Annotated in this window: 26 protein-coding genes and 1 pseudogene; 12 read left to right on the plus strand and 15 right to left on the minus strand. The window is 56.8% G+C overall.

Going from position 1 to position 22,618, the window contains the following annotated elements; translation table 11 throughout:
• Positions 1-44: 44 nt before the first annotated feature.
• Both EQV24_RS13640 and EQV24_RS13645 read right to left on the minus strand, forming a co-directional pair.
• A complete protein-coding gene (locus EQV24_RS13640; protein ID WP_013098687.1) occupies positions 45-737 on the minus strand; it encodes a response regulator in 693 nt (230 codons plus the stop codon).
• Positions 727-2,364: a sensor histidine kinase gene (locus EQV24_RS13645; protein ID WP_165876018.1), complete on the minus strand. Its 1,638-nt coding sequence runs from the start codon at positions 2,362-2,364 to the stop codon at positions 727-729. Before EQV24_RS13645 ends, EQV24_RS13640 begins: the two co-directional genes overlap by 11 nt.
• Positions 2,365-2,708: 344 nt before the next feature.
• Between EQV24_RS13645 and EQV24_RS13650 the strand changes: the two genes are divergently transcribed.
• Genes EQV24_RS13650 through citG form a run of 8 tightly spaced genes read left to right on the plus strand, consistent with a single transcriptional unit; the run spans position 2,709 to position 10,017 of the window.
• Positions 2,709-4,070 (plus strand): 2-hydroxycarboxylate transporter family protein, encoded by a 1,362-nt coding sequence (locus tag EQV24_RS13650; protein WP_013098685.1) that lies wholly within the window; start codon positions 2,709-2,711, stop codon positions 4,068-4,070.
• Between the two features lie 17 nt (positions 4,071-4,087).
• On the plus strand, positions 4,088-4,951 hold the full coding sequence (locus tag EQV24_RS13655) for a fumarylacetoacetate hydrolase family protein (RefSeq protein WP_095427927.1): 864 nt from the start codon (positions 4,088-4,090) through the stop codon (positions 4,949-4,951).
• 10 nt (positions 4,952-4,961) lie between these two features.
• The gene (citC, locus tag EQV24_RS13660; protein WP_013098683.1) at positions 4,962-5,984 is read left to right on the plus strand and encodes a [citrate (pro-3S)-lyase] ligase; all 1,023 of its coding nucleotides are present in this window, start codon (positions 4,962-4,964) and stop codon (positions 5,982-5,984) included.
• A 16-nt stretch (positions 5,985-6,000) separates the two neighbouring features.
• Positions 6,001-6,294, plus strand: a complete 294-nt coding sequence (gene citD, locus EQV24_RS13665; RefSeq protein WP_013098682.1) for a citrate lyase acyl carrier protein — start codon at positions 6,001-6,003, stop codon at positions 6,292-6,294.
• Positions 6,291-7,166, plus strand: coding sequence for a citrate (pro-3S)-lyase subunit beta (gene citE, locus EQV24_RS13670; RefSeq protein WP_013098681.1), 876 nt, complete (start codon positions 6,291-6,293; stop codon positions 7,164-7,166). Before citD ends, citE begins: the two co-directional genes overlap by 4 nt.
• Before the next feature lie 10 nt (positions 7,167-7,176).
• Complete coding sequence (gene citF / locus EQV24_RS13675) at positions 7,177-8,694, plus strand: citrate lyase subunit alpha (protein ID WP_130626695.1); 1,518 nt, start codon at positions 7,177-7,179, stop codon at positions 8,692-8,694.
• Positions 8,695-8,696: 2 nt separating this feature from the next.
• On the plus strand, positions 8,697-9,236 hold the full coding sequence (gene citX, locus EQV24_RS13680) for a citrate lyase holo-[acyl-carrier protein] synthase (protein WP_013098679.1): 540 nt from the start codon (positions 8,697-8,699) through the stop codon (positions 9,234-9,236).
• Complete coding sequence (gene citG / locus EQV24_RS13685; RefSeq protein ID WP_130626696.1) at positions 9,214-10,017, plus strand: triphosphoribosyl-dephospho-CoA synthase CitG; 804 nt, start codon at positions 9,214-9,216, stop codon at positions 10,015-10,017. Before citX ends, citG begins: the two co-directional genes overlap by 23 nt.
• A 33-nt stretch (positions 10,018-10,050) precedes the next feature.
• Here the strand turns inward: citG and EQV24_RS13690 are convergent, their stop codons facing one another.
• The 4 genes from EQV24_RS13690 to mutY all read right to left on the minus strand — a co-directional run bounded on the left by EQV24_RS13690 (position 10,051) and on the right by mutY (position 14,079).
• A complete protein-coding gene (locus EQV24_RS13690) occupies positions 10,051-11,307 on the minus strand; it encodes a nucleoside permease (protein ID WP_130626697.1) in 1,257 nt (418 codons plus the stop codon).
• 288 nt (positions 11,308-11,595) lie between these two features.
• Positions 11,596-12,672: a membrane-bound lytic murein transglycosylase MltC gene (gene mltC, locus EQV24_RS13695; protein ID WP_013098675.1), complete on the minus strand. Its 1,077-nt coding sequence runs from the start codon at positions 12,670-12,672 to the stop codon at positions 11,596-11,598.
• A 56-nt stretch (positions 12,673-12,728) separates the two neighbouring features.
• The gene (locus EQV24_RS13700; RefSeq protein ID WP_013098674.1) at positions 12,729-13,001 is read right to left on the minus strand and encodes an oxidative damage protection protein; all 273 of its coding nucleotides are present in this window, start codon (positions 12,999-13,001) and stop codon (positions 12,729-12,731) included.
• Between the two features lie 25 nt (positions 13,002-13,026).
• Positions 13,027-14,079, minus strand: a complete 1,053-nt coding sequence (mutY, locus tag EQV24_RS13705) for an A/G-specific adenine glycosylase (protein ID WP_168733707.1) — start codon at positions 14,077-14,079, stop codon at positions 13,027-13,029.
• Positions 14,080-14,223: 144 nt separating this feature from the next.
• Between mutY and trmB the strand changes: the two genes are divergently transcribed.
• From trmB to EQV24_RS13720, 3 genes are read left to right on the plus strand one after another with little or no spacing between them, the layout of a single operon-like run.
• Positions 14,224-14,943 carry a tRNA (guanosine(46)-N7)-methyltransferase TrmB gene (gene trmB, locus EQV24_RS13710; protein WP_020689542.1) on the plus strand — a complete coding sequence of 240 codons (720 nt, stop codon included), beginning with the start codon at positions 14,224-14,226 and terminating at the stop codon, positions 14,941-14,943.
• On the plus strand, positions 14,943-15,269 hold the full coding sequence (locus EQV24_RS13715) for a YggL family protein (RefSeq protein WP_003862421.1): 327 nt from the start codon (positions 14,943-14,945) through the stop codon (positions 15,267-15,269). The genes trmB and EQV24_RS13715 overlap by 1 nt, the downstream gene beginning before the upstream one ends.
• Before the next feature lie 56 nt (positions 15,270-15,325).
• Positions 15,326-16,042, plus strand: coding sequence for a DUF2884 domain-containing protein (locus EQV24_RS13720; RefSeq protein WP_023621456.1), 717 nt, complete (start codon positions 15,326-15,328; stop codon positions 16,040-16,042).
• Positions 16,043-16,109: 67 nt separating this feature from the next.
• On the opposite strand, the pseudogene EQV24_RS13725 reads toward EQV24_RS13720, so the two are convergent.
• The 6 genes and pseudogenes from EQV24_RS13725 to EQV24_RS13750 all read right to left on the minus strand — a co-directional run.
• Positions 16,110-16,229, minus strand: a pseudogene (locus EQV24_RS13725) (DUF559 domain-containing protein); the annotation flags it as partial.
• Positions 16,230-16,264: 35 nt separating this feature from the next.
• Positions 16,265-17,413: a radical SAM family heme chaperone HemW gene (gene hemW / locus EQV24_RS13730; RefSeq protein ID WP_130626698.1), complete on the minus strand. Its 1,149-nt coding sequence runs from the start codon at positions 17,411-17,413 to the stop codon at positions 16,265-16,267.
• On the minus strand, positions 17,406-17,999 hold the full coding sequence (locus tag EQV24_RS13735) for an XTP/dITP diphosphatase (protein WP_013098669.1): 594 nt from the start codon (positions 17,997-17,999) through the stop codon (positions 17,406-17,408). The genes hemW and EQV24_RS13735 overlap by 8 nt, the downstream gene beginning before the upstream one ends.
• Before the next feature lie 12 nt (positions 18,000-18,011).
• Entirely contained in the window at positions 18,012-18,299 is a 288-nt protein-coding gene (gene yggU / locus EQV24_RS13740) for a DUF167 family protein YggU (protein WP_013098668.1), read from the minus strand.
• Complete coding sequence (locus EQV24_RS13745; RefSeq protein WP_013098667.1) at positions 18,296-18,862, minus strand: YggT family protein; 567 nt, start codon at positions 18,860-18,862, stop codon at positions 18,296-18,298. Before EQV24_RS13745 ends, yggU begins: the two co-directional genes overlap by 4 nt.
• A gap of 21 nt (positions 18,863-18,883) precedes the next feature.
• A complete protein-coding gene (locus tag EQV24_RS13750) occupies positions 18,884-19,585 on the minus strand; it encodes a YggS family pyridoxal phosphate-dependent enzyme (protein WP_023620785.1) in 702 nt (233 codons plus the stop codon).
• A 17-nt stretch (positions 19,586-19,602) separates the two neighbouring features.
• Between EQV24_RS13750 and EQV24_RS13755 the strand changes: the two genes are divergently transcribed.
• Complete coding sequence (locus EQV24_RS13755) at positions 19,603-20,583, plus strand: type IV pilus twitching motility protein PilT (protein ID WP_029883139.1); 981 nt, start codon at positions 19,603-19,605, stop codon at positions 20,581-20,583.
• Between the two features lie 10 nt (positions 20,584-20,593).
• Here the strand turns inward: EQV24_RS13755 and ruvX are convergent, their stop codons facing one another.
• From ruvX to gshB, 3 genes are all read right to left on the minus strand, one after another.
• On the minus strand, positions 20,594-21,010 hold the full coding sequence (ruvX, locus tag EQV24_RS13760) for a Holliday junction resolvase RuvX (RefSeq protein WP_006811925.1): 417 nt from the start codon (positions 21,008-21,010) through the stop codon (positions 20,594-20,596).
• Positions 21,010-21,570, minus strand: a complete 561-nt coding sequence (locus EQV24_RS13765; RefSeq protein WP_013098664.1) for a YqgE/AlgH family protein — start codon at positions 21,568-21,570, stop codon at positions 21,010-21,012. The genes ruvX and EQV24_RS13765 overlap by 1 nt, the downstream gene beginning before the upstream one ends.
• Before the next feature lie 86 nt (positions 21,571-21,656).
• The gene (gene gshB, locus EQV24_RS13770) at positions 21,657-22,604 is read right to left on the minus strand and encodes a glutathione synthase (RefSeq protein WP_023620782.1); all 948 of its coding nucleotides are present in this window, start codon (positions 22,602-22,604) and stop codon (positions 21,657-21,659) included.
• Positions 22,605-22,618 lie beyond the last annotated feature (14 nt).

Raw genomic sequence — 22,618 nt, forward strand, 5'->3', positions numbered from 1 at the left:
TTTTCACCCTCGCCCCTTTGGGGAGAGGGCCGGGGTGAGGGGTGTTAAGCCGCACTACGCTTGTACATCCTCCGCGGATGCCCAATCTTGCCGTACAGCATCTCCACCGTCAGAAAACCTGCCTCCACGCAGTGCTCCAGATAGCGCCGGGTGGTGGTTTTACTCAGCCCCGTTTCACTCACCACCTCATCCACCGTAAAACAGTGCGTCGCCTTGTCGTTAAACAGCGCCTGCACCCGCGCCAGTGTATTTTCCTCAATACCTTTGCTGCCGTTGTCCTGGCGGTAGTTTTTCGCCTGTAGCTGGTATAAAGAATCGACGTTCTGCTGGTCAACAATCTTCCAGACCCGCTGTTGCTCAGCAAACTGCACAAAACGCTCCAGCGACTGGCTGAGCCGCTTCCAGGAAACCGGCTTCAGGATGTAATCAAACGCCCCGTTACGAATGGCCTGGCTGCAGGTGTCCATATCGCTGGCGGCGGTGATGAAAATCACCGAACAATTGGCGCGGGCGAGCATCGGGTTACTGATAAGGGTGATGCCTTTCCCGTCCGGCAGGTAGTTATCCAGCAACATCAGCTGCGGCTGTTTACTTTCAAGCTCAACCTGCGCTTGCGCCAGCGACGAGGCAATCCCCACCAGTCTAAGACGCGGATGTTTGCCGATCAGCTCTGCGTGCAGTTGCGCCAGTTCGTTCTCGTCTTCAACTATCAGTACGTCGATAAGTTCATGTTGCATAATCGGTATCTTCCTGTTCCTGTGCGGGATGCCGGGTGGTTCCCGTGGCGGGGATAAACAGTGAGAAAATCGCCCCCCGCGGCGTGTTATCGGCAACCTCAATTGCACCGCCAGCCTGTGTGACATAGCTTTCGATCAGATACAAACCAATGCCGTGATCGCCGCGCGTTTTGGTGGTGATGCCGCGCTCAAATATCCTGTCACGGATCTCCGGTTTAATGCCCACGCCCTGATCGGCCACTTCGATGATGAGTTCTTGTTCGCTCAGTTTTATCAGCACTTCCACAGGAGCATGCGGAAGCGGCGAGCGCTGGGTCGCTTCAATGGCGTTATCCAGCAGGTTGCCAATGATAGAAATCAGCGCCTCTTCAGGCAGCGCGAGGAACGGTCTGTCCAGACGACAGATCGGGTCGAAGTTCAGCTCGACGCCTTTCTCCCGCGCCCGCGCGGCTTTCCCCAGCAGCAGGCCGCACAGTGTCGGGGAGCTGAAGCGCGAAGAGATAAAGTCCAGCAGCTCCTGAGCGTGTTCCGACTGCGCCTGAATGTAGCCAATCGCCTCCTCGTAGCGGCCCATATGCAGCAGGCCGGAGAGGGTGGTCATCCGGTTTAGCTGCTCGTGACGCATAATGCGCAGGTTATCAACATAGCGTTTGACCTGGCTGAGCTGGGCGCTGAGCGAGTCGATCTCGTTGCGATCGCGGAAGGTGATCACCCAGCCCTGCAGAGAGTTCTCAAGCATGATGCGCACCCGGCTGGCGATCACCGTGAGATCGTTAAAGCGGCAAATCTCGTCATGGGTATCTTTGGCGAGCATCGTTTGTGTTTCGAAGAACGGAACAGGATCGATTACCTCGCTTATCAGCTGCCCGCGCAGTTCCCGGGCCGGCTGGCTCAGGCCCAGCAGTTTGCGTGCCGCCTGGTTAATCACTTCTATTCGCCGTTCATCGTCTATGGCGATCACCCCTTCATAAATGGACTCCATCATCGCCTTCTGCTGGCGCACCAGCAGACCAATCTCTCGCGGCTCCAGGGAGAAAATCTGCTTCTTGATACTGCGGGTAAAGAACCAGGAGAAGATAAAAAGGGCAAGCAGTAACAGTACGGCGGCGATCAGGATGTTAACCACTTTACTGACGGTGATGGTTTCAAGATAGCTGGTGAGATAGCCTACCGAGACAATTCCCACTACCTGACCGGCATCGTTAAAAATGGGCGCTTTGCTGCGCAGCGAAATGCCTAATCCTCCCTTGCGGATAGTGGTGGTGCTTTTACCGCGCAGCACCTCTTCGTTGTCTCCGCCGACCAGCGTATGGCCCACTCTGTCCGCAAAAACGGAATGAAACAGATGCAGCCCTTTGTTATCGCCAATCACAATAAAACTGGCATCACTGTGGGTGGCTATTTTCTGCATAAAATCGTGAATGGCGTTGATATCTTTTTGTTCGACCTCTTTTCGTAATGACGGAATAAGGGCGATCTCTTCCGCCTGTATTTTTGCGCGTGCGCTCATTTCCTGATAAAGCTGTCGGCTAACGTCGACATAATAATATCCGCCCAGCAAAGCAAAAAGCACTGAGAAAAAGACAACCAGCGAAACAAACAGCTTAATCTGAAACGATACTTTCATAACAATCACGCGTGGTATCAACGAAGTTTGTCAATATATCATCTTTTTTCGCGTGGATACCCGCTTTGCCGAAAACTTGTGATCCCTTGCACAGCAAGGCCTGCAAAAGAATTATCTGAAAGGCTTTTCCCTTAAACACCACCGTGTAAATGTTATTTGTTTGTTCGGTTTAGAAAAGAAACCATAAAAACCACGGCAATAAATAAGGGGCAAATCACATTAAATAAAAGAAACCATTAAAACCATAGTCGCCATTAAAACTTCGCTTTTAATATGCCATTCCTCACATAAAGTAAGCCTTTGTGACTCTAAGCTGAACGCACAAAATAACTAAGGGGCTTATTATGAGCACAACTGACGATTCTTTCTCTGTTACCCACGACCCGATTGATATTCAGCGGCCATCGCTCAAAGAGCGCTGGTGGCATATTATGGATACCTGGAAAATCGGGATTATTCCTCTGCCGCTGTTTGTCCTGGCGGGCGCGCTGATTGCCATTGATTGTCTGGGCGGAAAACTGCCAAGCGATATCGTGGTGATGGTGGCGACGCTGGCGTTCTTCGGCTTTGCCTGCGGTGAGTTCGGCAAACGCCTGCCGATTGTCGGCAAGCTCGGCGCGGCGGCGATTTGCGCCACCTTTATCCCCTCCGCGCTGGTCTATTACGGCCTGTTGCCGGATGTGGTAGTGGAATCCACCACTAAGTTCTATAAATCCACCAACATTCTTTATCTCTACATCTGCTGCATTATTGTCGGCAGCATCATGAGCATGAACCGCACCGTGCTGATTCAGGGCTTCCTGCGCATCTTCTTCCCGATGCTGTGCGGCGAGATCGTCGGCATGCTGGTGGGGATGGGCGTGGGTCTGGCGCTGGGTCTTGAGCCGTTCCAGATCTTCTTCTTTATCATTCTGCCGATTATGGCAGGCGGCGTGGGCGAAGGGGCTATCCCGCTCTCCATCGGCTACGCCACCCTGCTGCACATGGATCAGGGCGTGGCGCTCGGTCGCGTGCTGCCGATGGTCATGCTCGGCGGGCTGACCGCTATCATCATCTCCGGCTGTCTGAACCAACTGGGCAAGCGTTATCCGCACCTGACCGGTGAAGGTCAGCTGATGCCGAACCGCGCGAATGCCGATGCCACCGTTTCTCAACCGGCGTTCTCTGGCAAAGCGGACGTCACCACCATCGCCTCCGGTGCGTTGCTGGCGGTGCTGCTCTACATGCTGGGCATGCTCGGCCACAAGCTGATTGGTCTGCCTGCGCCGGTTGGCATGCTGTTTATGGCGGTGCTGGTGAAGCTCTGCAACGGTGCCTCTCCGCGTCTGCTGGAAGGCTCTCAGGTGGTGTACAAATTCTTCCAGACCTCGGTGACCTATCCCATCCTCTTCGCGGTCGGTGTGGCGATCACCCCATGGCATGAACTGGTCGCGGCCTTCACGCTGACTAACCTGCTGGTGATTATCAGTACCGTCTCTTCACTGGTGGCGACCGGCTTCTTCGTCGGCAAAAAGATTGGTATGCACCCGATTGATGTCGCCATCGTCTCCTGCTGCCAGAGTGGCCAGGGCGGTACCGGTGACGTGGCGATCCTGACCGCAGGCAACCGTATGAGCCTGATGCCCTTCGCCCAGATTGCTACCCGTATCGGCGGCGCGATTAACGTCTCTATCTCACTGCTGATTCTGGGCAACTTCCTCGTTTAAGTTTTCAGGAAAGAACAATGAAACTCGCAAGCTTTTTATACCAGGGAAAACGCAGCTACGGCATCGTCCAGGCCGAAGGTGTGATTGATTTAGGTCGCCGTCTCGGCGACCGCTACAGCGACCTCAAAGCGCTGCTGCAGGGCAACGGGCTGGCGCAGGCCACCCGTTACCTGAACGATGCCGTGGACGTGCCGATGAGCGCCATCACCTTCTTACCGGTGATTGAGCAGCCGGAAAAAATCCTCTGCGTCGGCATGAACTACGCCGACAAGCGCAAGGAGTTTGACCAGCACAACCCGGCACCGACGCTGTTCGTGCGCTTCCCGGATTCGCAGACCGGCCACAACGAGCCGGTGCTGAAGCCGCGTCACTCCAGCGAATTCGACTACGAAGGCGAGCTGGCGGTGATCATCGGCAAGGGCGGGGAGAACATCAGCCGCGACGATGCCCTGCGTCACGTGGCGGGCTACAGCTGCTATATGGACGGCTCCGCCCGCGACTGGCAGCACACCTGGTTTACTGCCGGTAAGAACTGGCGTCAGACCGGCGCGTTTGGCCCGTGGATGGCAACGGCCGATGAGATCCCGGACCCGCACAGGCTGGCGATCCGCACCTGGCTGAATGGCCGCATGGTGCAGGAAGATAACACCAGCAGCATGATCCACAAGGTTGCGGAGCTGATCGAGTACATCAGCACCTTTACCCGCTTAAGTCCGGGCGATGTGATCATCACCGGCTCCCCGGGCGGGGTGGGTAAAAAGCGTAATCCGCCGCTGTTTATGAAAGAGGGGGATCGCATTGAAGTGGAGATCGAGCATATCGGTCATCTGAGCAACGTGATTGTGGAAGCGCCAGCCACCGGGCTTGCGGCGGCACACTGAGAAAGGCGGCATGAACAGTCAACCCATCGATTTTCGCCACACGCTGGTGGCGAAACACCCGGAACGCTTAAGCCAGATCCGTTATCTGCTGGCAGACAGCGGCCTTGGCCTGGACAACGACATCACGCTGTTTGTCGAAGCCTGGTCCGGCGCGCAACTGGTGGGTTGCGCCGGTCTTGCCGCCAACGTCATCAAGTGTGTGGCCGTGAACGAGCAGCTTCGCGGCGAGAACCTCAGCGCGCGCTTGCTGGCGGAGGTGCAGAATGCGGCGCTGGAGCGCGGTCATTTTCACCTCTTCCTCTGCACGCGACCGTGCAATAAGGAGCGCTTTGCGCGTAGCGGCTTCTGGCCGATTGCCCAGAGCGGCAACAACGCCGTGCTGATGGAGAACACTCCGCAGGGGATCGAGCGTTACTGCCGTTCCCTGGGCAGGATGCGCAAGGGCGGGGAGAAGACTGGCGCGATAGTGATGAACGCCAACCCGTTCACCCTCGGCCACCGTCATCTGGTGGAGCAGGCGGCGATGCAGTGTGACGCCCTGCACCTGTTTGTGGTGCGTGAAGATGCCTCGTTCTTTCCGTTCAGCGCGCGCCTCGGAATGGTGCGTGCGGGCGTCGCGCATCTGCCAAATGTGACCGTGCACGAAGGCTCACAGTACATCATCTCCCGCGCCACCTTCCCGGCCTACTTTTTGAAAGAGACCGGCAAAGTGCAGCAGGCGTGGAGCGAAATCGACGTGCTGATCTTCCGCGACTTTATCGCACCGGCGCTGGGCATTACCCATCGTTTTATCGGCTCCGAGCCGTTTTGCGATATCACCCGTCAGTACAACCAGACGCTGCACGCCTTGCTGAGCCCGCAGATTGAGGTGGTGGAAATGCCGCGCATCAAGGCCACCGGCAATGCCATTTCAGCGTCCGAAGTGCGCCGCTTGCTCAAGACTCAGCAGTTTTCCCGGATCCGGGAGATTGTCCCGGACTCCACCTTCGCGCACCTCGAAACACACTACCGTGCGAGTGCCGAAGTCGCTTAACTACCAGGAATTTATCATGAAAATTGTAAGGGAGGCGCTGGCCGGAACGCAGGAGTCCAGCGACCTGATGGTGAAAATTGCTCCCGCTCACGGCGAGCTGGAGATAGTCATCCACAGTGAAGTGATTAAGCAGTTTGGCGAGCAAATTCGCCAGGTGGTCAACGAGACATTGCGCGCCATGAACGTGCACCAGGGACTTATCATTATTGAAGACAAAGGGGCGCTGGACTGTGTGATCCGCGCCCGCCTGCAAAGTGCGCTTCTGCGTGCTGCCGATGAACAGGCCATTAACTGGGGGGCGCTGAAATGAGCAAACTCCGCCGCAGTATGTTGTTCCTGCCGGGCGCCAACGCCGCCATGCTTTCAACCGCGTTTATCTACCGTCCAGACTCCATCATGTTTGACCTTGAAGATGCCGTTGCTCTGCGCGAGAAAGACACCGCGCGAATGCTGGTGTTCCACGCCCTGCAGCACCCGATGTATCAGGACATCGAAACCGTGGTGCGCATTAACCCGCTGAGCACGCCGTTTGGCTTGCTGGATCTGGAAGCCGCCGTGCGTGCCGGCGTGGATGTGATCCGCCTGCCGAAAACCGACACCCCGGACGACATCTACGAGCTGGAAGGCCACCTTGAGCGTATCGAGCAGGAGTGCGGGCGCGAGGTTGGTTCCACCCGCGTGATGGCGGCGATTGAATCGGCCATTGGCGTTATCAACGCCGTGGCGATTGCCCGTAGCTCGCCGCGCCTGATCGGCATTGCGCTGGCGGCTTTTGACTACGTGATGGACATGCAGACCGAGCGCGGCGACGGCACCGAGCTGTTCTACGCCCGCTGCGCCGTGCTGCACGCCGCCCGCGCGGCAGGCATCGACGCCTTCGACGTGGTGTGGTCAGACGTTAACGATGAGGCCGGATTCCTGCGCGAGGTCGATCTGATCCGCAAGATGGGCTTTAACGGTAAATCGCTGATCAACCCGCGCCAGATAGACCTGCTGCATAACGCCTACGCGCCGACCCAGGAAGAGGTGGATCACGCCCTGCGGGTGATTGAAGCGGCAGAAGAGGGCGAACGTAACGGCCTTGGCGTGGTGTCGCTCAACGGCAAGATGGTGGATGCACCGATTATTAACCACGCGCAGGTGGTGCTCGAACGCGCGGCGGCCTCCGGCGTGCGTCGGTAAGGATGACACAATGAACCAGACAGAACTTCTCCATGTGAATTTTCCCCATCTGCGGGAGTTAAAACCGTTTGATACCGCCCACAGCGCCACGCCGTGGCTGGCGGACAGCGACGCGAAACACAGCCGTAAACTCTGCGCCTCCATTGAAGAGGCGGTGAGGCGTAGCGGCCTGAAGGACGGAATGACCATCTCCTTCCACCACGCGTTTCGTGAAGGCGACCGGGTGATCAACACCGTCGTGGCGCTGCTGGCGCGGATGGGCTTCAAAAACCTGACCCTCGCCTCCAGCTCGCTGATGACCTGCAACGACGCGCTGATCGAGCATATTGCAAGCGGGGTGATCGCCCGGATCTACACCTCCGGCATGCGTGGCAAGCTGGCGGATGCCATCTCCCACGGGCTGATGGACGAGCCGGTACAAATTCACTCTCACGGCGGGCGCGTAAAGCTGCTGCAGGACGGTGAGCTGAACATTGACGTGGCGTTTCTTGGCGTGCCGTGCAGCGATGAGTTTGGTAACGCCAACGGCACGCACGGGAAATCGTGCTGCGGCTCGCTGGGCTACGCGATGGTGGACGCCCATTTTGCCCGCAAGGTGGTGTTGTTGACGGAAGCGCTGGTGCCGTTCCCCAATATGCCTGCCAGCCTGGTGCAGGATCAGGTGGACTACATCGTGCAGGTGGAGAGCGTGGGCGATCCGGCAAAAATCAGCGTCGGCGCGGCGCGCGTCACCAGTAACCCGCGCGAGCTGATGATTGCCCGCTATGCGGCGGATGTGATTGAGCACTCCGGCTATTTTAAACCGGGCTTCTCGATGCAGACCGGCTCCGGCGCGGCGGCCACCGCCTGTACCCGCTTTATGGAAGAGAAGATGGAGCGCAGCGGCGTGAAGGCACGCTTTGCGCTGGGTGGCATTACCGGCAGCCTGGTGGATCTGCACGAGAAGGGGCTGATTGAAAAGCTGCTCGATACCCAGTGCTTCGACGGCCAGGCGGCGGCCTCGCTGGCGCGCAACCCGAACCACGTGGAGATCTCCACTAACGTCTACGCCAACCCCGGCAGTAAGGCGGCAAGCTGCGACCAGCTCGACGTGGTGATCCTCAGCGCGCTGGAGATTGACGTCGATTTCAACGTTAACGTCATTACCGGCTCCGATGGCGTGATGCGCGGCGCGTCCGGCGGGCACTGCGACGTGGCCGCCGCGGCGAACCTGACCATCGTCGTTGCGCCGCTGCTGCGTAGCCGCATTCCGACGGTGGTGAAGCGCGTTACCACACGCCTCACGCCGGGCGAAAGCATCGACGTGCTGGTCACCGATCATGGCATTGCGGTCAACCCGGCGCGCCCGGAGATCCGCGAACGCCTCATGGAAGCAGGGCTGAAGGTTGTGGATATCAACGCTCTCTATGAGCGGGCAATTTCGCTGACAGGCGTACCGAAACCAATTGAGTTCACAGACAAAATTGTTGGGGTGATCCGCTACCGCGACGGCAACGTGATCGACACCGTTCGACAGGTAAAGGAGTGAATATGACCATTGCGACACCCGTGCGGGCGGGTGTCAGCCTGGACGCGCTGCTGGCGGCGAAAGAGCGCCGCGCAGCCCGTCAGGCTGACTGGCTTACGCACTATCAACAACCGGTGATCTCCCTCACGCTGGTAACACCCGGAGAGATCAAAGACAGCCTGCGCTATCGCAACACCATGGGCGTGGCGTTACAAATGTGCGACCAGCTGCTGTGGGAAAACCGCTGGCAGGTGCTGGACCGCCAGGTGCTGTGGCTCCCGACCGGGCCCGAAGCGCTGTGGTGTGTGGCCCATCCCGCGGCAGAAATCAAAGCCCACTGTGCGGAGCTGGAGCAGACGCACCCGCTTGGCAGGCTGTGGGATCTGGATGTGATTTGCCCTGAAAACGGCCACGTTGGACGTCAGTCGCTGGGCTCCCATCTCAGACGCTGCCTGATTTGCGATGAACCTGCCCACGCCTGTTCCCGTTCGCGCAAACATCCTGTGGAGCAGGTGGTGGCGCGCGTGGAGAAGATGATCGATGACTGGTTTGCTCGCGACTAAACCGCGCCCGCTTAACGTCCCCGCGCTTGCCGCAGAGGCGCTGTGGCAGGAGCTGGCGCTGACACCGAAACCGGGGCTGGTGGACAGGCTCAATAACGGCTCCCATCGCGATATGGATCACGCGCTGTTTGTCCGCAGCATTATGGCGATTACGCCGTGGTTTTCGCGCTTTGCTGAGTTGGGTAACACGCATGCCGATAAACCCGCAGGCGAACAGTTACGGCTCCTCCGCCCGATGGGGATGGCCTGTGAGCAGGCGATGTATGCCGCAACGAACGGGGTGAACACGCACAAAGGGGGCATTTTTGCCCTTGGTTTACTCTGCTTCACCGCCGGGCGTGTGAAAAATATCTCCGCAGAAAGCCTCTGTTGTGAGGTGAGTAACATCTGCCAGGGGCTGGTTTCGCGGGAGCTGGCCGAACGCAGCGGGCAGGCGACGGCGGGGGAGCGGCAGTTCCGGCAGTACGGCTTAACCGGCGCGCGCGGCGAGGCGGAGAGTGGTTTTGCGACGGTGCGTAAAGCGCTGGCGCAGTGGAACGGACATTCACTTCACGGCCTGCTGTTACGCCTGATGGCAATCAATCAGGACAGCAATCTGGTGTCGCGCGGCGGCATTGAGGGGCTGGGCTACGTTCAGGACTATGCGCGGGAACTGCTGGCTGACGGCTGGGATGGTGAAGCGTTGCGTAGAATGGATAACGCATTAATTGCACGCAACCTGAGCCCGGGCGGCAGCGCGGATTTGCTGTCGGTGGGGTGGGTGCTTGCTGCAATAAAATAGCCGGGTGGCGGCTTCGCCTACCCGGCACAATAATCAATGCACGACTGGCTGTGCGCCGTGCGGTTCGCGTACATGCTTGTACTGGAACAGCACGATAAACGCGAAGAACAGCACCAGCGAGTATGCGGCGAAGATAAGCCACACTGGCTGCCAGTCGGTAATGCCGTTGGTGGTATACATCTCAACCACTTTACCGCTCACCACGCCGCCCAGGATACAGCCGAAGCCGTTGGTCATCATCAGGAACATACCCTGTGCGCTGGCGCGGATTTCAGGTTTCACCTCTTTTTCCACAAACACCGAACCAGAGATGTTGAAGAAGTCGAAGGCGCAGCCGTAAACAATCATCGACAGAACCAGCAGCACGGTGCCGAACGGGCTTGGGTCGCCGTAGGCGAACAGGCCGAAGCGCAGCATCCACGCGGCAATACTGATCAGCATGACGTTCTTGATGCCGTAGCGGCTCAGGAAGAACGGGATGGTCAGGATGAACAGCGTCTCAGAGATCTGCGAGATGGACATCATTACCGAGGCATGTTCAACGATAAAGCTGCCTGAGAACAGCGGGTTATTATCGAAGCTGTGCAGGAAGGTATTGCCGAACATGTTGGTGATTTGCAGTTCCGCGCCCAGCAGCATGGAGAAGATAAAGAAGATCGCCATGCGTTTGTTTTTAAACAGCGCGAAAGCGTCCAGGCCAAGCATGGTGCTCCAGCTCTGGTTTTTCTGCTGGTTAGATACCGGAATATGCGGCAGCGTCAGGGTAAACAGTGCCAGCACCACGGAGAGCGCCGCACCGATGTAGAGCTGCATATGGCTCAGTTCAAAGCCCGCGAAGCTCACGCCCCACATTGCCATAATAAAACCGATGGTGCCCCAGATACGGATAGGCGGGAAGTCGGTCACGATATCCATATCGGCGGATTTCAGGCGGTAGTAGGAGATGGTGTTGATCAGCCCAAGCGTTGGCATGTAGGCCAGCGAGTTAAGCAGGATCACCATAAACATCGCCCCCGGCGTGGTGACCTGGGCTGCCATAAACAGCGTGCCCGCGCCCACCAGGTGGCAAAGCATGTACAGCCATTTCGCACTCAACCATTTATCCGCCACGATCCCCAGCAGCGTTGGCATAAAGACCGCCGCGATACCCAGCGAGCTGTAGACGGCACCGATTGACGCACCATCGAACTTGAGCGTCACAAACATATAGGAGCCGAGTGTAGTCAGCCAGCTACCCCACAGGCAGAACTGCAGAAACGACAATATTTTAAGCTGCAGCTTAAGGTTCATGTTACTTTCCTCACAAGTGAGCGGGAGATATGTTGTTATAGGAACATTCAGGGTTGTTATTTGATGCAATTCTATCAGTTGGCAACGATATGTTTTGTTACCTCCCGCAAAAAAATGCAATCCACATTAATTTGCAGTTTGGATTGTGATGCAAATAACATTTTCGTATGGGTGGGGTGAGATGGGGTAGGTGCGGCCTGATGCCCTCACCCTGGCCCTCTCCCACAGGGAGAGGGAACTTGAATACCCTCTCACTTTGGGAGAGGGCAGGGTGAGGAGGGTTATTTTCTAGCGGCGACGATAGTTCTTCTGCGCCGTATTCACCTTATACAGATAACGACGGGATTCCGCAGACGGGTGGCGGGTGGTGAGGGTGGCGTAGACATCCCCCGGCGCCATGCTGTTGATGATATTTGCGGCCTGCACTTTGTCATTCGAGAAGACACGCAGCACGCTGCCTGCACCGCCGTTGTACGCGGTAATGACCGCATAACGACGTGAGGTTGGGTTATCAATCCCGCCCAGATAAACATTATTCAGCATCGCCAGATAGGCCGTACCGGTATCAATGTTGCTTTGCGGGTCAAACAGATAGCTACGGCTCGGCGTGCCCGATTTCCCCTGTGCGCGGAACACGTCTTTACCGGCGCTGTGCTGGACAACCTGCATCAGCCCCAGCGCGTCGGAACGGCTCACGGCGTACGGGTTAAAGGACGATTCGGTCTGCATGATTGCCAGGATCAGCGACTCATCCACGCCATATTTACGTGACGCCTGACGCACCATGCCCAGATACTTATGCGCACGCTTGTCGAGGTGGTTCGGCACCAGGTTAATCGTGACGCTATAAATCACTTTCAGGCCGTTGGTGCGGCTTTTCAGACGCGTTTGCAGCAGATAGTCGGCGAATTTCGTGGCGCGGCCTTCCCAGCGGATTGGCTGACCGGTCTGGTCCACGACCTGACCGTACAGGAACGGCTCTTTAGAAATGGTAATGTCGTCGGCGTCGGAGTAGAGATCGATAGAACCCGGATCGTCGCCCATCAGCAGGGTTTTGATAATGGCCTGACGTAAATGCGCCGCAGGGTCAGTCCCCGCGATGGTTTCAACCGTGATCGTACCGTCATCGAAGTTGATGTGGCTACGGGTCTGGTAGGCGTCGGTGTACTTAACGTAATCCTTAGGTCCGGCGATAAGAACTTCGTTAAATCCCCATATGTTCTCGATGTTGTGGGCAAACTGCCCCATCAAAATATCAAAACCGTTGGTGTCCTTAACCCAGGCTTCGTTGTATTCATCGCCTTTTTTGGATGAACACGAGACAAGCAACGGCGCAACAAGGGCTAGCGCTAAAATTTTTTTCATCATTCCGGGAGTGCGTGTTGTGTTTGCTTGAACGGCGGGGTTTCCCCCGCGCGCTGTTATTTTTCCGGCGGCGTATAGCCTTCGATGTGCACGTCTTTACCTTCGAACAGGAAGTTCACCATCTCCTGCTCCAGCAGCTTGCGGTGTTCCGGGTTCATCATGCTGAGTTTTTTCTCGTTAATCAGCATGGTCTGTTTTTTCTGCCACTGTCCCCAGGCTTCTTTGGAGATCTCGTTATAAATGCGCTTACCCAGTTCGCCCGGATAGAGCTGGAAGTCCTGGCCTTCAGCGTCGCGCTGCAGGAAAGTACAAAAAATGGTTCTGGCCATACTCATTCCTCTTTTTTAGCCGATGCTAAACCATTGCACCGGCACGTAATTGTTGTAACAGGCGCTCCACGGGAGCCGCCAGCCCGACTGATGGCGGTTGCGCTAAGTTATACCAGAGAGCGGTGCCTTCATCCATGCACGAGGCGAAGGAGGACACGGGAAGCCACATCGGCACAATATCCAGATGGAAATGGCTGAAAGTGTGGCGAAACGCGGTCTGCTGCGTCAGGTTATCGGCAGCAATGCCGCGCTGTTTAAGCCAGGCCCGCAGCGTGGCTTCATCTTCAAACTGTGGGAAGCAGTATAGACCACCCCAGAGGCCGCTCGGCGGGCGCTGCGCCAGAAAGACCTCGTCCCCGTGCTGCATCAACAGCATGTAACCGGTGCGCTCCGGCAGCGTCTGCTTCGGCTTTTTACCGGGATACTGCGCCCAGGAATGATTTGCGTACGCCACGCACAGGTTATTGAGCGGGCAGAGCTCGCATTTTGGTTTCGAGCGCGTGCAGACCATCGCACCGAGATCCATCATCGCCTGGTTAAACCGCTCCACGCCCTTTGCCGGGGTCACCGCTTCGCTGATCTCCCACAGCCGCTTTTCGACCTCTTTTTTCCCCGGCCAGCCGTCAACCGCATAGCAACGTGCCAGCACGCGCTTCACGTTACCGTCAAGGATCGGGAAATGTTTGCCGAGGGACAGTGAGAGGATGGCACCCGCGGTGGATCGCCCAACGCCGGGTAAATCCGCCACCTCGTCGAAGGTTTCCGGGAATTTACCGTTGTGGCGCGTCGCGACCTGCTGTGCGGCTTTGTGCAGATTGCGCGCGCGGGCGTAGTAGCCAAGCCCTGTCCACAGGTGCAGCACCTCATCTAACGGCGCGTTGGCCAGATCGGTGACCGTGGGAAAGCGCGCCATAAAACGCTCAAAGTAAGGGATCACCGTGGCAACCTGCGTTTGTTGCAACATCACTTCGGAGAGCCATACTTTGTAAGGCGTTTTTTCAATTTGCCAGGGCAGGGTTTTACGCCCGTATTTGTCGTACCAGTCCAGCACCTGGGCTGAAAATTGAGAGGCTTGCATGGTCATCGATTCGTATAATCAGGGACGCCGATTGCAGCACAGCGTCAATCTGCTGTAAACCGGATCTTTCCCATGCTTGCATAGAAGCCTTAACTTTGGATAATGCCCGTTTCCCGAACATTCTCACAAGCAGACAACTCTTTTATGAAAAACGACGTCATTTCACCGGAATTTGATGAAAACGGTCGCCCGCTGCGCCGTATTCGCAGCTTTGTCCGCCGTCAGGGTCGCCTGACAAAAGGGCAGCAACACGCGCTGGACAACTACTGGCCGGTGATGGGCGTTGAGTTCAGCGAGCAACCGCTCGATTTTGCCGACCTGTTCGGTCGCGATGCGCCAGTGACCCTGGAGATCGGCTTTGGTATGGGCACCTCGCTGGTGACCATGGCGAAAGCCCGCCCGGAGCAGAACTTCCTCGGCATAGAAGTGCATTCTCCAGGCGTTGGCGCGTGTCTGGCCACCGCCCACGAAGAGGGGGTCGAGAACCTGCGCGTGATGTGTCACGACGCGGTGGAAGTGCTGCACAAAATGATTCCTGACAATTCTTTGAACATGGTTCAGCTCTTTTTCCCTGACCCGTGGCACAAAGCACGTCATAATAAGCGCCGTATCGTTCAGGCGCCGTTTGCCGAGCTGGTAAAAAGTAAGCTGAAACTGGGCGGTGTCTTCCATATGGCGACCGACTGGGAACCGTATGCGGAACATATGCTGGAAGTGATGTCGTCTCTGGACGGGTATAAAAACCAGTCAGAGAGCAACGACTATGTACCGCGTCCGGAATCGCGTCCGGTAACGAAATTTGAACAGCGTGGCCATCGTCTTGGTCACGGCGTATGGGACTTAATGTTCGAGAGGGTGAAATAATGGCAAAGAATCGTAGCCGTCGTCTGCGTAAAAAGATGCACATCGAAGAATTCCAGGAAGTGGGCTTCTCCGTTGCCTGGCGTTTCCCGGAAGGCACCAGCGTTGAGCAGATCGATCAGGACGTTGATGCGTTCATCAACGAGGTGATCGAGCCAAACAAGCTGGCCTTCGACGGTAGCGGCTATCTGGCGTGGGAAGGTCTTATCTGCACCCAGGAAGTGGGTAAATGCACCGAAGAACATCAGGCGCTGGTACGTAAATGGCTTGAAGACCACAAACTGGAAGATGTCCGCGTCAGCGAACTTTTCGACGTTTGGTGGGACTAATAAAGAAGTCAGGGGCCAGCATTAGCTGGCCCATTTTGTCTGAGGGAGTGTTAAAGATGCGCAAAACGTTGCTGGCTGTTGTCTTAATGGCAACCGGATTCACCGCCCATGCGGAGTATAAATGTAGCGTCACCCCGCGTGATGACGTGGTGTTAAGTCCGCAAACCGTTCAGGTTAAAGGTGAGAACGGCAATCTGGTCATCACGCCGCAGGGTGATGTCACGTTCAATGGCAAACAGTACAATCTGACCGCCGCGCAGCGTGAGCAGGCCAGAGACTACCAGGCCGATTTGCGTACCGCGCTGCCGTGGATTGACGAAGGCGCGCTAACCCGCGTGGAGAAAGGCCGCGTCGCGCTGGACAAGATCATTACCAAAGAGGTGGGTGAGAGCAGCAACATGCGCACCCGCCTGACGAAGCTCGACAAACAGCTGAAAGAGCAGATGAACCGGATTATCGAGCATCGTACCGACGGCCTGACGTTCCACTACAAAGCGATTGATCAGGTGCGTGCTGACGGCCAGCAGCTGGTGAATCAGGCCATGGGCGGCATCCTGCAGGACAGCATTAACGAGATGGGCGCCAAAGCGGTACTGAAAGGCGGCGGTAACCCGCTGCAGGGTGTGCTGGGTAGCCTGGGCGGTCTGCAGACCTCGATTCAGAACGAGTGGAAGAATCAGGAAGCCGATTTCCAGCAGTTCGGTAAAGACGTGTGTAAACGCGTGGTGTCGCTGGAAGATAGCAGGAAGGCACTGGTGGGGACGTTGAAGTAATTAACTTCACCCCTCACCCTAACCCTTTCCCCAAGGGGGCGAGGGAATGGTTTGCTCCCTCTCCCTTTCAGGGAGAGGGCCGGGGTGAGGGTAGTAGCATTTGCAGGGTTTCCCGTATTTGTTCTAATACCGCCTCTTCGTTGTCCCAGAGTTCGTTATTCCAGAATCGAATGACATGCCAGCCTTTCCCTTAGCTGGCAGAACGGGATGCAAAATCCTGAATCAGCCTTCAGATTCTTCGGCGAGGAACAGCTCAAGAAGGGAGTTTAAGAACAGTTTGCCGTGCTCGGTGATCTGCCAGTATTCCTCACATTCCGTGAGATACCCCTGTGCCAGCGCCTCGTCAATGTGTGGGCGAATCACGGTTTCCGGCAACCCGGTATAAAGGGCAAACTCTTTACGCGGCGCGGCTTCCAGCAGGCGGAAGCGGTTCATAAAGAACTCAAACGGCTTATCCACCGCCTCGACATCGTGCTGACGTTCGAGATAACGACCTTCCATATACCCGCGCGGATGGCGCGTTTTTGCGGTACGCAGGATACGCCCGTCAGGGAACGTCACTTTACCGTGCGCGCCGCAGCCAATGCCCAGATAGTCGCCAAAGCGCCAGTAGTTGAGGTTGTGCTGGCACTGGTAGCCCGGCTTCGCATAGGCCGACGTTTCGTACTGCTGATAGCCTGCGGCGGTCAACAGTTGATGGCCCTGCTCAAAGATATCCCACAGCGCATCGTCATCCGGCAGCACCGGCGGACGAGAGCCAAACAGCGTATTGGGCTCGATGGTCAGCTGATACCACGAAAGATGCGGCGGGTTCAGGGCAATCGCCTGACGCAAATCGTCCAGCGCCTCTTCCAGCGACTGATCCGGCAGGCCGTGCATCAGGTCGAGGTTAAAACTGCGCAGACCCAGCCCAGTAGCCAGCTTTGCCGCCCGCTTCGCCTCTTCCGGGCCGTGAATACGCCCCAGTCGTTTTAACTTCGGCTCGCTAAAGCTCTGCACGCCGATGGAAATCCGGTTCACGCCCGCCCGCTGATACTCGACAAAACGGTCGGCCTCAACGGTACCGGGGTTGGCTTCCATCGTAATTTCAGCATCCGCTGCCAGATTCAGGCGCGCACGCACGCCGTCCAGCAGCGTCTGCATCGCCGGGCCTGACAGCAGGCTCGGCGTACCGCCACCAATAAAAATGGTCTTCACTTCACGTCCCTGTGCGTAAGGTACATCGGCATCCAGGTCGGCCAGCAGATGTGCAACGTAATCATCGTGCGGCACTTCACCTTTCAGCGCATGCGAGTTGAAATCGCAGTACGGGCATTTCTGCACGCACCAGGGGATATGAATATAAAGACTCAGAGGCGGCAAATTAGCCATTACGCAGGGCTTCCAGTAACAGTTTCAGGGCGCGTCCTCGGTGGGAAATCGCGCTTTTCTCTTCGCGGGTCAGTTCCGCAGCGGTTTTGCCCTCAGTCGGGACAAAGAAAATCGGATCGTAGCCAAAGCCGCCGTTACCGGCTGCTTCACGGGTAATCACCCCCGGCCAGCTGCCGTGGCAGACGACAGGCGTGGGGTCTTCAGCGTGACGCATATAGACCAGCACGCAGTGGAACTGCGCGGTACGCTGTTCGTCTGGCACATCCTTCAGGGCGACAAGCAGCTTTTCCAGATTCTGCTGGTCGGTGGCGTCCACGCCTGAATAGCGGGCAGAGTAAATGCCCGGAGCACCGCCCAGAAAATCAACCGCCAGACCGGAATCATCGGCAATCGCGGGCAGGCCGGTGACCTGTGCGGCATGGCGTGCTTTCAGGATCGCATTTTCGATAAACGTCAGGCCGGTCTCTTCGGCGGACTCCACGCCAAGCTCGGTCTGCGCCACCACATCCAGCCCAAAATCATTTAATAGCGAGGCCAGCTCGCGCACTTTACCGGCGTTGCCGGTAGCGAGAACAACTTTCTGCATCGTTTTATCCTGTTAAATCAGAGCCGCGACTTCCGTCGGGATGGATTGCGGATTAAGGATTTTTACCTGTTTATGCCGCCCAAGTTCACCCTTTTCTATGATGACCTGGCTTTTAGCAACGCGAAACTGTTTTGCCAGATATTTGGTCAGATGCGCATTTGCCTGGCCATCTACCGGTGGGGCGGTGATGGCGACTTTTAACTCGTCGCCATGCAGTCCAACAATATTGTCACGGCTGGCTTTCGGCTGAATATACAGCCGTAAAACCAGCCCATCAGCGCAGGTGCTTACTGCACTCATAGCGCCATCCACAGCCCCGGCAGCAGCATATCGCCCGTGGACTGTAACAGCTCGGCAATGCCCATATTAACGACATACAGCAGCAGAACCAGGATCATCGGGGAAAAGTCGATGCCGCCCATTGACGGGAGCAGGTTGCGGATAGGGCGCAGCAGCGGTTCCGCCAGCTGAATCAATGCATATTCCACCGGGCTGCGGCCCTGGCTGACCCAACTCATGATGGCCATGACCAGCAGCACCCAGAAGATCAGCAGACCGATGGTTTTTATCAGGATCAGGACGGCAGCAATCCAGATGATCGGCTGGAAGGTGATGACCATAAACAGCACAATCGCTTTGATAACGCTCAGAATAAACGCCACCAGCAGCGATGCGCTGTCAATGGGGCCCATCGCCGGAATAATACGGCGCAGCGGCCCCACAACAGGTTGGGTGATTTTCACGACAAACTGCGAGAACGGGTTATAAAAATCACAGCGGGCCCACTGCATCCAGACGCGCAGCAAAAGCGCCATCGTATACAGCTCAATGACCGTTGAGAGCAGGAAAGTCAACGTCTTCATGGCGTTCCTCAGGTTTCCTTATTATTGGGTGTAGTCGCGCGCACCGAAAATTGCCGTGCCGATGCGCACCATAGTGCTGCCTGCCGCGATGGCGGCTTCCATATCATCCGACATGCCCAGAGAAAGCGTGTCTACCGTTTCATAGCGCGCTTTAAGCGCCCCAAATGCTACAGCCATTTGCTGTGCCACGGCAAACTGCCTTTCATAACTTGACTCAGGCGCCGGGATTGCCATCAAACCGCGCAGGGTTAAGCGCGGCAGCGCGGCCACTTCAGCCGCCAGCGCATCCAGCTCGCTCAGCGCAATGCCGGACTTGCTGTTTTCATCACTGATGTTGATTTGAATCAGCACGTTAAGCGCGGGCATCTCCGCCGGGCGCTGATCGTTCAGACGTGTGGCAATGCGCAGACGGTCGATGGTATGGCACCAGTCAAAGTGCTCTGCCACCAGACGGCTTTTATTCGACTGCAGTGGGCCAATAAAGTGCCATTGCAGGCCGGTATTCCCCTGCTCCTGGAAGTAGCGAATTTTATCCACGCCTTCCTGCACGTAGTTTTCACCAAATGCACGCTGGCCTGCATCAATCGCTTCTGCGATGGCGCTCGCAGGCTTGGTTTTGCTCACTGCAAGTAACGTAATTTCTTCTGAAGCACGGCCGCAACGTGTTGCTGCGGCTGAGATTTTGTCCCGGACCTGTGCCAGGTTATGCGCAATGTTGTTCATTTTCCGAGGAGTAATGTATGGATGTGGAAGAAATTGTGGCCCTTAGTGTAAAGCATAATGTCTCCGATCTACACCTGTGCAGTGATTCGCCACCGCGCTGGCGCAGAGTAGGCCGCCTTGAACCGGCTCCCTTTCCCTCTCCCGATGTGGATGCGTTACTGAAAACGTGGCTCAACGATGAGCAGCAGGGGGCATGGTGGGCAAGCGGGCAGGTGGATTTTGCCGTGACCCTTACGGGAAACCAGCGTCTGCGCGCAAGTGCCTTTAAACAGATGAAGGGCAACTCCATCACGCTACGCCTGTTGCCCCGGGCCTGTCCGCAGCTCTCCGCCCTGGGTGTTCCCCGGGCTATCCCGGAACTCTTATCCCACGACAGTGGGCTGATACTGGTGACGGGGGCAACCGGCAGCGGCAAATCTACCACCCTTGCGGCAATGGTGGATTTTCTTAATCACCAGACGGATGGGCATATTCTGACGCTGGAAGATCCGGTGGAGTTTGTCTATCAGAGCGAACGTTGCCTGATTCAGCAGCGGGAGATAGGCCTGCACAGTCCATCATTTGCCGAGGCGCTTCGCGCTGCGTTGCGTGAAGATCCGGATGTCATCCTGCTGGGAGAACTGCGCGACAGCGAAACGATCCGCCTGGCGCTGACGGCCGCTGAAACCGGGCATCTGGTGCTGGCGACGCTGCACACGCGCGGTGCCTCTCAGGCGATTGAACGGCTGGTCGATACGTTCCCGGCGCAGGAGAAAGACCCGGTGCGTAATCAGCTGGCCGGCAGCCTGCGGGCGGTGCTGGCGCAAAGACTGCTTCCCGACCTGCAGGGTGGGCGCGTCGCGCTGTATGAACTGTTGGTGAATACGCCAGCGGCAGCGAACCTTATCCGCGAAGGTAAAACGTGGCAGTTGCCCGGGATTATTCAAACCGGTCAGCAGGCGGGGATGCAGAACTTTGACCAGAGCCTGGCAGAGCGACGGGCGCAGGGGCGGTTGTAGGCCCCGGCGCTCAGTAACCCTGTTCGAAATAGCTTTCGAGGATAATGACGGCAGAAGCCGAATCGACGCTGCCTTTGTTGAGTGCGCGGAAACCCCCGTGCTCAAACAGGCCGGCACGCGCTTCGACGGTACTCAATCGTTCGTCGTGGAGTTTCACGGAAACGCCAAAGCGACCGTGGATTTTATTGGCAAACTTACGTGCGCGGGCGGTAAGCGGCTGTTCAGTGCCATCCATGTTCAGCGGCAGACCGACAATCACATCGTCAGGCTGCCACTCTTTGAGCAGACGCTCAATGAGGTTCCAGTCCGGTGTGCCGTCGTTCGCCTTAAGGGCCGTGAGCGGGCGAGCGGTGCCGGTGATACGCTGGCCGACGGCGACGCCAATGCTTTTCGTGCCAAAGTCGAAGGCCAGAAGTGTGCCGCTCATTACGCGTGCCCCGCTACGCCTGGCATGGTCAGAATATCAATGCCAATCAGTTTCGCCGCATCACGCCAGCGATCGGCGATAGGGGTTTTAAACAGGATATTCATATCCGCAGGTGCGGTGAGCCAGGCGTTATCCAGGATCTCCTGTTCAAGCTGACCCTTCTCCCAGGAGGCGTAACCCAGTGCCACCAGCACTTCGGAAGGCTGCTCTGCGGTGCCCAGCGTTTCCAGCACATCGCGGGAGGTGGTGATTACCGTGTTGTCAGAGATACGAATACTGGAAGAGAAAATGGGCGGCGTATGCAGGATAAACCCGCGATCCTCTGCAAGGGGGCCACCCAGCATTACCGGTTTATCAAGACGGATTTCCGGCAGGCGCGCTTCAGCTGTAATTTTCAGCTTTTCCAGAATCCCTTCAACCTGCAGGTTTTCCAGCGGTTTGTTGATGATAATGCCCATCGCGCCGTCTTCATTGTATTCACAAATATAAACCACGGAGCGGCGGAAAATCGGGTCCTGGAGAGCAGGCATGGCAATAAGAAAGTGATGCTGTAAATTCATTGTCAGAGGTACTGTTTCCTGGTTTAAAAAGCGACAGCCCCAGTATGCGGACAAACCGGGGTGCTGTCACTAATAGTATTGGTAAGTTATTTCTGGAGCCGTTTTTCGATGGCGTCCATCAGCATTCCGGTGATCGAGACCGGGAATTCCGCTTCAATTTCACGAATGCAGGTCGGGCTGGTAACGTTCACTTCGGTCAGACGATCGCCAATGATATCCAGGCCAACAAAGATCAGGCCTTTGGCTTTCAGCGTTGGGCCGACGCGGCGGGCAATTTCCCAGTCGCTTTCGGTTAACGGACGCGGTTCGCCACGACCACCGGCCGCCAGATTGCCACGGGTTTCGCCCCCCTGCGGGATACGTGCCAGGCAGTAAGGCACGGGTTCGCCATCCACGATCAGGACGCGTTTATCGCCGTCTTTAATCGCGGGCAGATAGTTCTGTGCCATGCAGTAACGCGTACCCAGTTCGGTCAGCGTTTCGGCAATCACGCCGATATTCGGGTCGCCTTCTTTTACGCGGAAAATAGACGCACCGCCCATGCCGTCCAGCGGCTTCATGATGATATCACCGTGCTTCTGCCAGAATGCCTTAAGCTGTGTTTTGCTGCGGGTCACCAGCGTTTCCGGCGTCAGGTCGGAGAACCAGGCGGTGTAGAGCTTCTCGTTGCAGTCGCGCAGGCTCTGCGGTTTATTGACGATAAGCGTCCCTTTTTCTTCTGCGCGCTCAAGGATATAGGTGCAGTAGATGTATTCGGTGTCGAACGGAGGATCTTTACGCATCAGGATGACATTGAGATCGGCGAGCGCAATATCCTGCTCGCTGCCGAATTCGTACCATTTGTCGTAATTTTGCTCGACGTTAACGATGCGGGTGCGTGCGCGGGCTTCACCGTTGATCAGATAAAGATCGTTCATCTCCATATAGTGGAGCTCATAGCCGCGACGCTGCGCTTCCAGCAGCATGGCGAAGCTGGAATCTTTCTTGATGTTAATGTTTGCGATGGGGTCCATCACGATGCCGAGCTTGATCATGTTCTTCTCCGTTA

It is taken from the genome of Enterobacter sp. A8 (assembly GCF_004296595.1).
Classification (GTDB): Bacteria; Pseudomonadota; Gammaproteobacteria; order Enterobacterales; family Enterobacteriaceae; genus Enterobacter; species Enterobacter cloacae.

Excerpts from the sequence above, each read along its gene's own strand:
- EQV24_RS13745 (WP_013098667.1), bottom strand. The coding sequence starts at position 18,862 with ATGAAGACGTTGACTTTCCTGCTCTCAACGGTCATTGAGCTGTATACG.
- citG (WP_130626696.1), top strand. The coding sequence starts at position 9,214 with ATGACTGGTTTGCTCGCGACTAAACCGCGCCCGCTTAACGTCCCCGCG.
- EQV24_RS13720 (WP_023621456.1), top strand. The coding sequence starts at position 15,326 with ATGCGCAAAACGTTGCTGGCTGTTGTCTTAATGGCAACCGGATTCACC.
- yggU (WP_013098668.1), bottom strand. The coding sequence starts at position 18,299 with ATGAGTGCAGTAAGCACCTGCGCTGATGGGCTGGTTTTACGGCTGTAT.
- EQV24_RS13750 (WP_023620785.1), bottom strand. The coding sequence starts at position 19,585 with ATGAACAACATTGCGCATAACCTGGCACAGGTCCGGGACAAAATCTCA.
- citD (WP_013098682.1), top strand. The coding sequence starts at position 6,001 with ATGAAAATTGTAAGGGAGGCGCTGGCCGGAACGCAGGAGTCCAGCGAC.
- EQV24_RS13650 (WP_013098685.1), top strand. The coding sequence starts at position 2,709 with ATGAGCACAACTGACGATTCTTTCTCTGTTACCCACGACCCGATTGAT.
- citX (WP_013098679.1), top strand. The coding sequence starts at position 8,697 with ATGACCATTGCGACACCCGTGCGGGCGGGTGTCAGCCTGGACGCGCTG.
- gshB (WP_023620782.1), bottom strand. The coding sequence starts at position 22,604 with ATGATCAAGCTCGGCATCGTGATGGACCCCATCGCAAACATTAACATC.
- mutY (WP_168733707.1), bottom strand. The coding sequence starts at position 14,079 with ATGCAAGCCTCTCAATTTTCAGCCCAGGTGCTGGACTGGTACGACAAA.
- citE (WP_013098681.1), top strand. The coding sequence starts at position 6,291 with ATGAGCAAACTCCGCCGCAGTATGTTGTTCCTGCCGGGCGCCAACGCC.
- hemW (WP_130626698.1), bottom strand. The coding sequence starts at position 17,413 with ATGGCTAATTTGCCGCCTCTGAGTCTTTATATTCATATCCCCTGGTGC.
- citC (WP_013098683.1), top strand. The coding sequence starts at position 4,962 with ATGAACAGTCAACCCATCGATTTTCGCCACACGCTGGTGGCGAAACAC.
- EQV24_RS13715 (WP_003862421.1), top strand. The coding sequence starts at position 14,943 with ATGGCAAAGAATCGTAGCCGTCGTCTGCGTAAAAAGATGCACATCGAA.
- EQV24_RS13690 (WP_130626697.1), bottom strand. The coding sequence starts at position 11,307 with ATGAACCTTAAGCTGCAGCTTAAAATATTGTCGTTTCTGCAGTTCTGC.
- citF (WP_130626695.1), top strand. The coding sequence starts at position 7,177 with ATGAACCAGACAGAACTTCTCCATGTGAATTTTCCCCATCTGCGGGAG.
- EQV24_RS13735 (WP_013098669.1), bottom strand. The coding sequence starts at position 17,999 with ATGCAGAAAGTTGTTCTCGCTACCGGCAACGCCGGTAAAGTGCGCGAG.
- trmB (WP_020689542.1), top strand. The coding sequence starts at position 14,224 with ATGAAAAACGACGTCATTTCACCGGAATTTGATGAAAACGGTCGCCCG.
- EQV24_RS13700 (WP_013098674.1), bottom strand. The coding sequence starts at position 13,001 with ATGGCCAGAACCATTTTTTGTACTTTCCTGCAGCGCGACGCTGAAGGC.
- EQV24_RS13655 (WP_095427927.1), top strand. The coding sequence starts at position 4,088 with ATGAAACTCGCAAGCTTTTTATACCAGGGAAAACGCAGCTACGGCATC.
- mltC (WP_013098675.1), bottom strand. The coding sequence starts at position 12,672 with ATGAAAAAAATTTTAGCGCTAGCCCTTGTTGCGCCGTTGCTTGTCTCG.
- EQV24_RS13755 (WP_029883139.1), top strand. The coding sequence starts at position 19,603 with ATGGATGTGGAAGAAATTGTGGCCCTTAGTGTAAAGCATAATGTCTCC.
- ruvX (WP_006811925.1), bottom strand. The coding sequence starts at position 21,010 with ATGAGCGGCACACTTCTGGCCTTCGACTTTGGCACGAAAAGCATTGGC.
- EQV24_RS13645 (WP_165876018.1), bottom strand. The coding sequence starts at position 2,364 with ATGAAAGTATCGTTTCAGATTAAGCTGTTTGTTTCGCTGGTTGTCTTT.
- EQV24_RS13640 (WP_013098687.1), bottom strand. The coding sequence starts at position 737 with ATGCAACATGAACTTATCGACGTACTGATAGTTGAAGACGAGAACGAA.
- EQV24_RS13765 (WP_013098664.1), bottom strand. The coding sequence starts at position 21,570 with ATGAATTTACAGCATCACTTTCTTATTGCCATGCCTGCTCTCCAGGAC.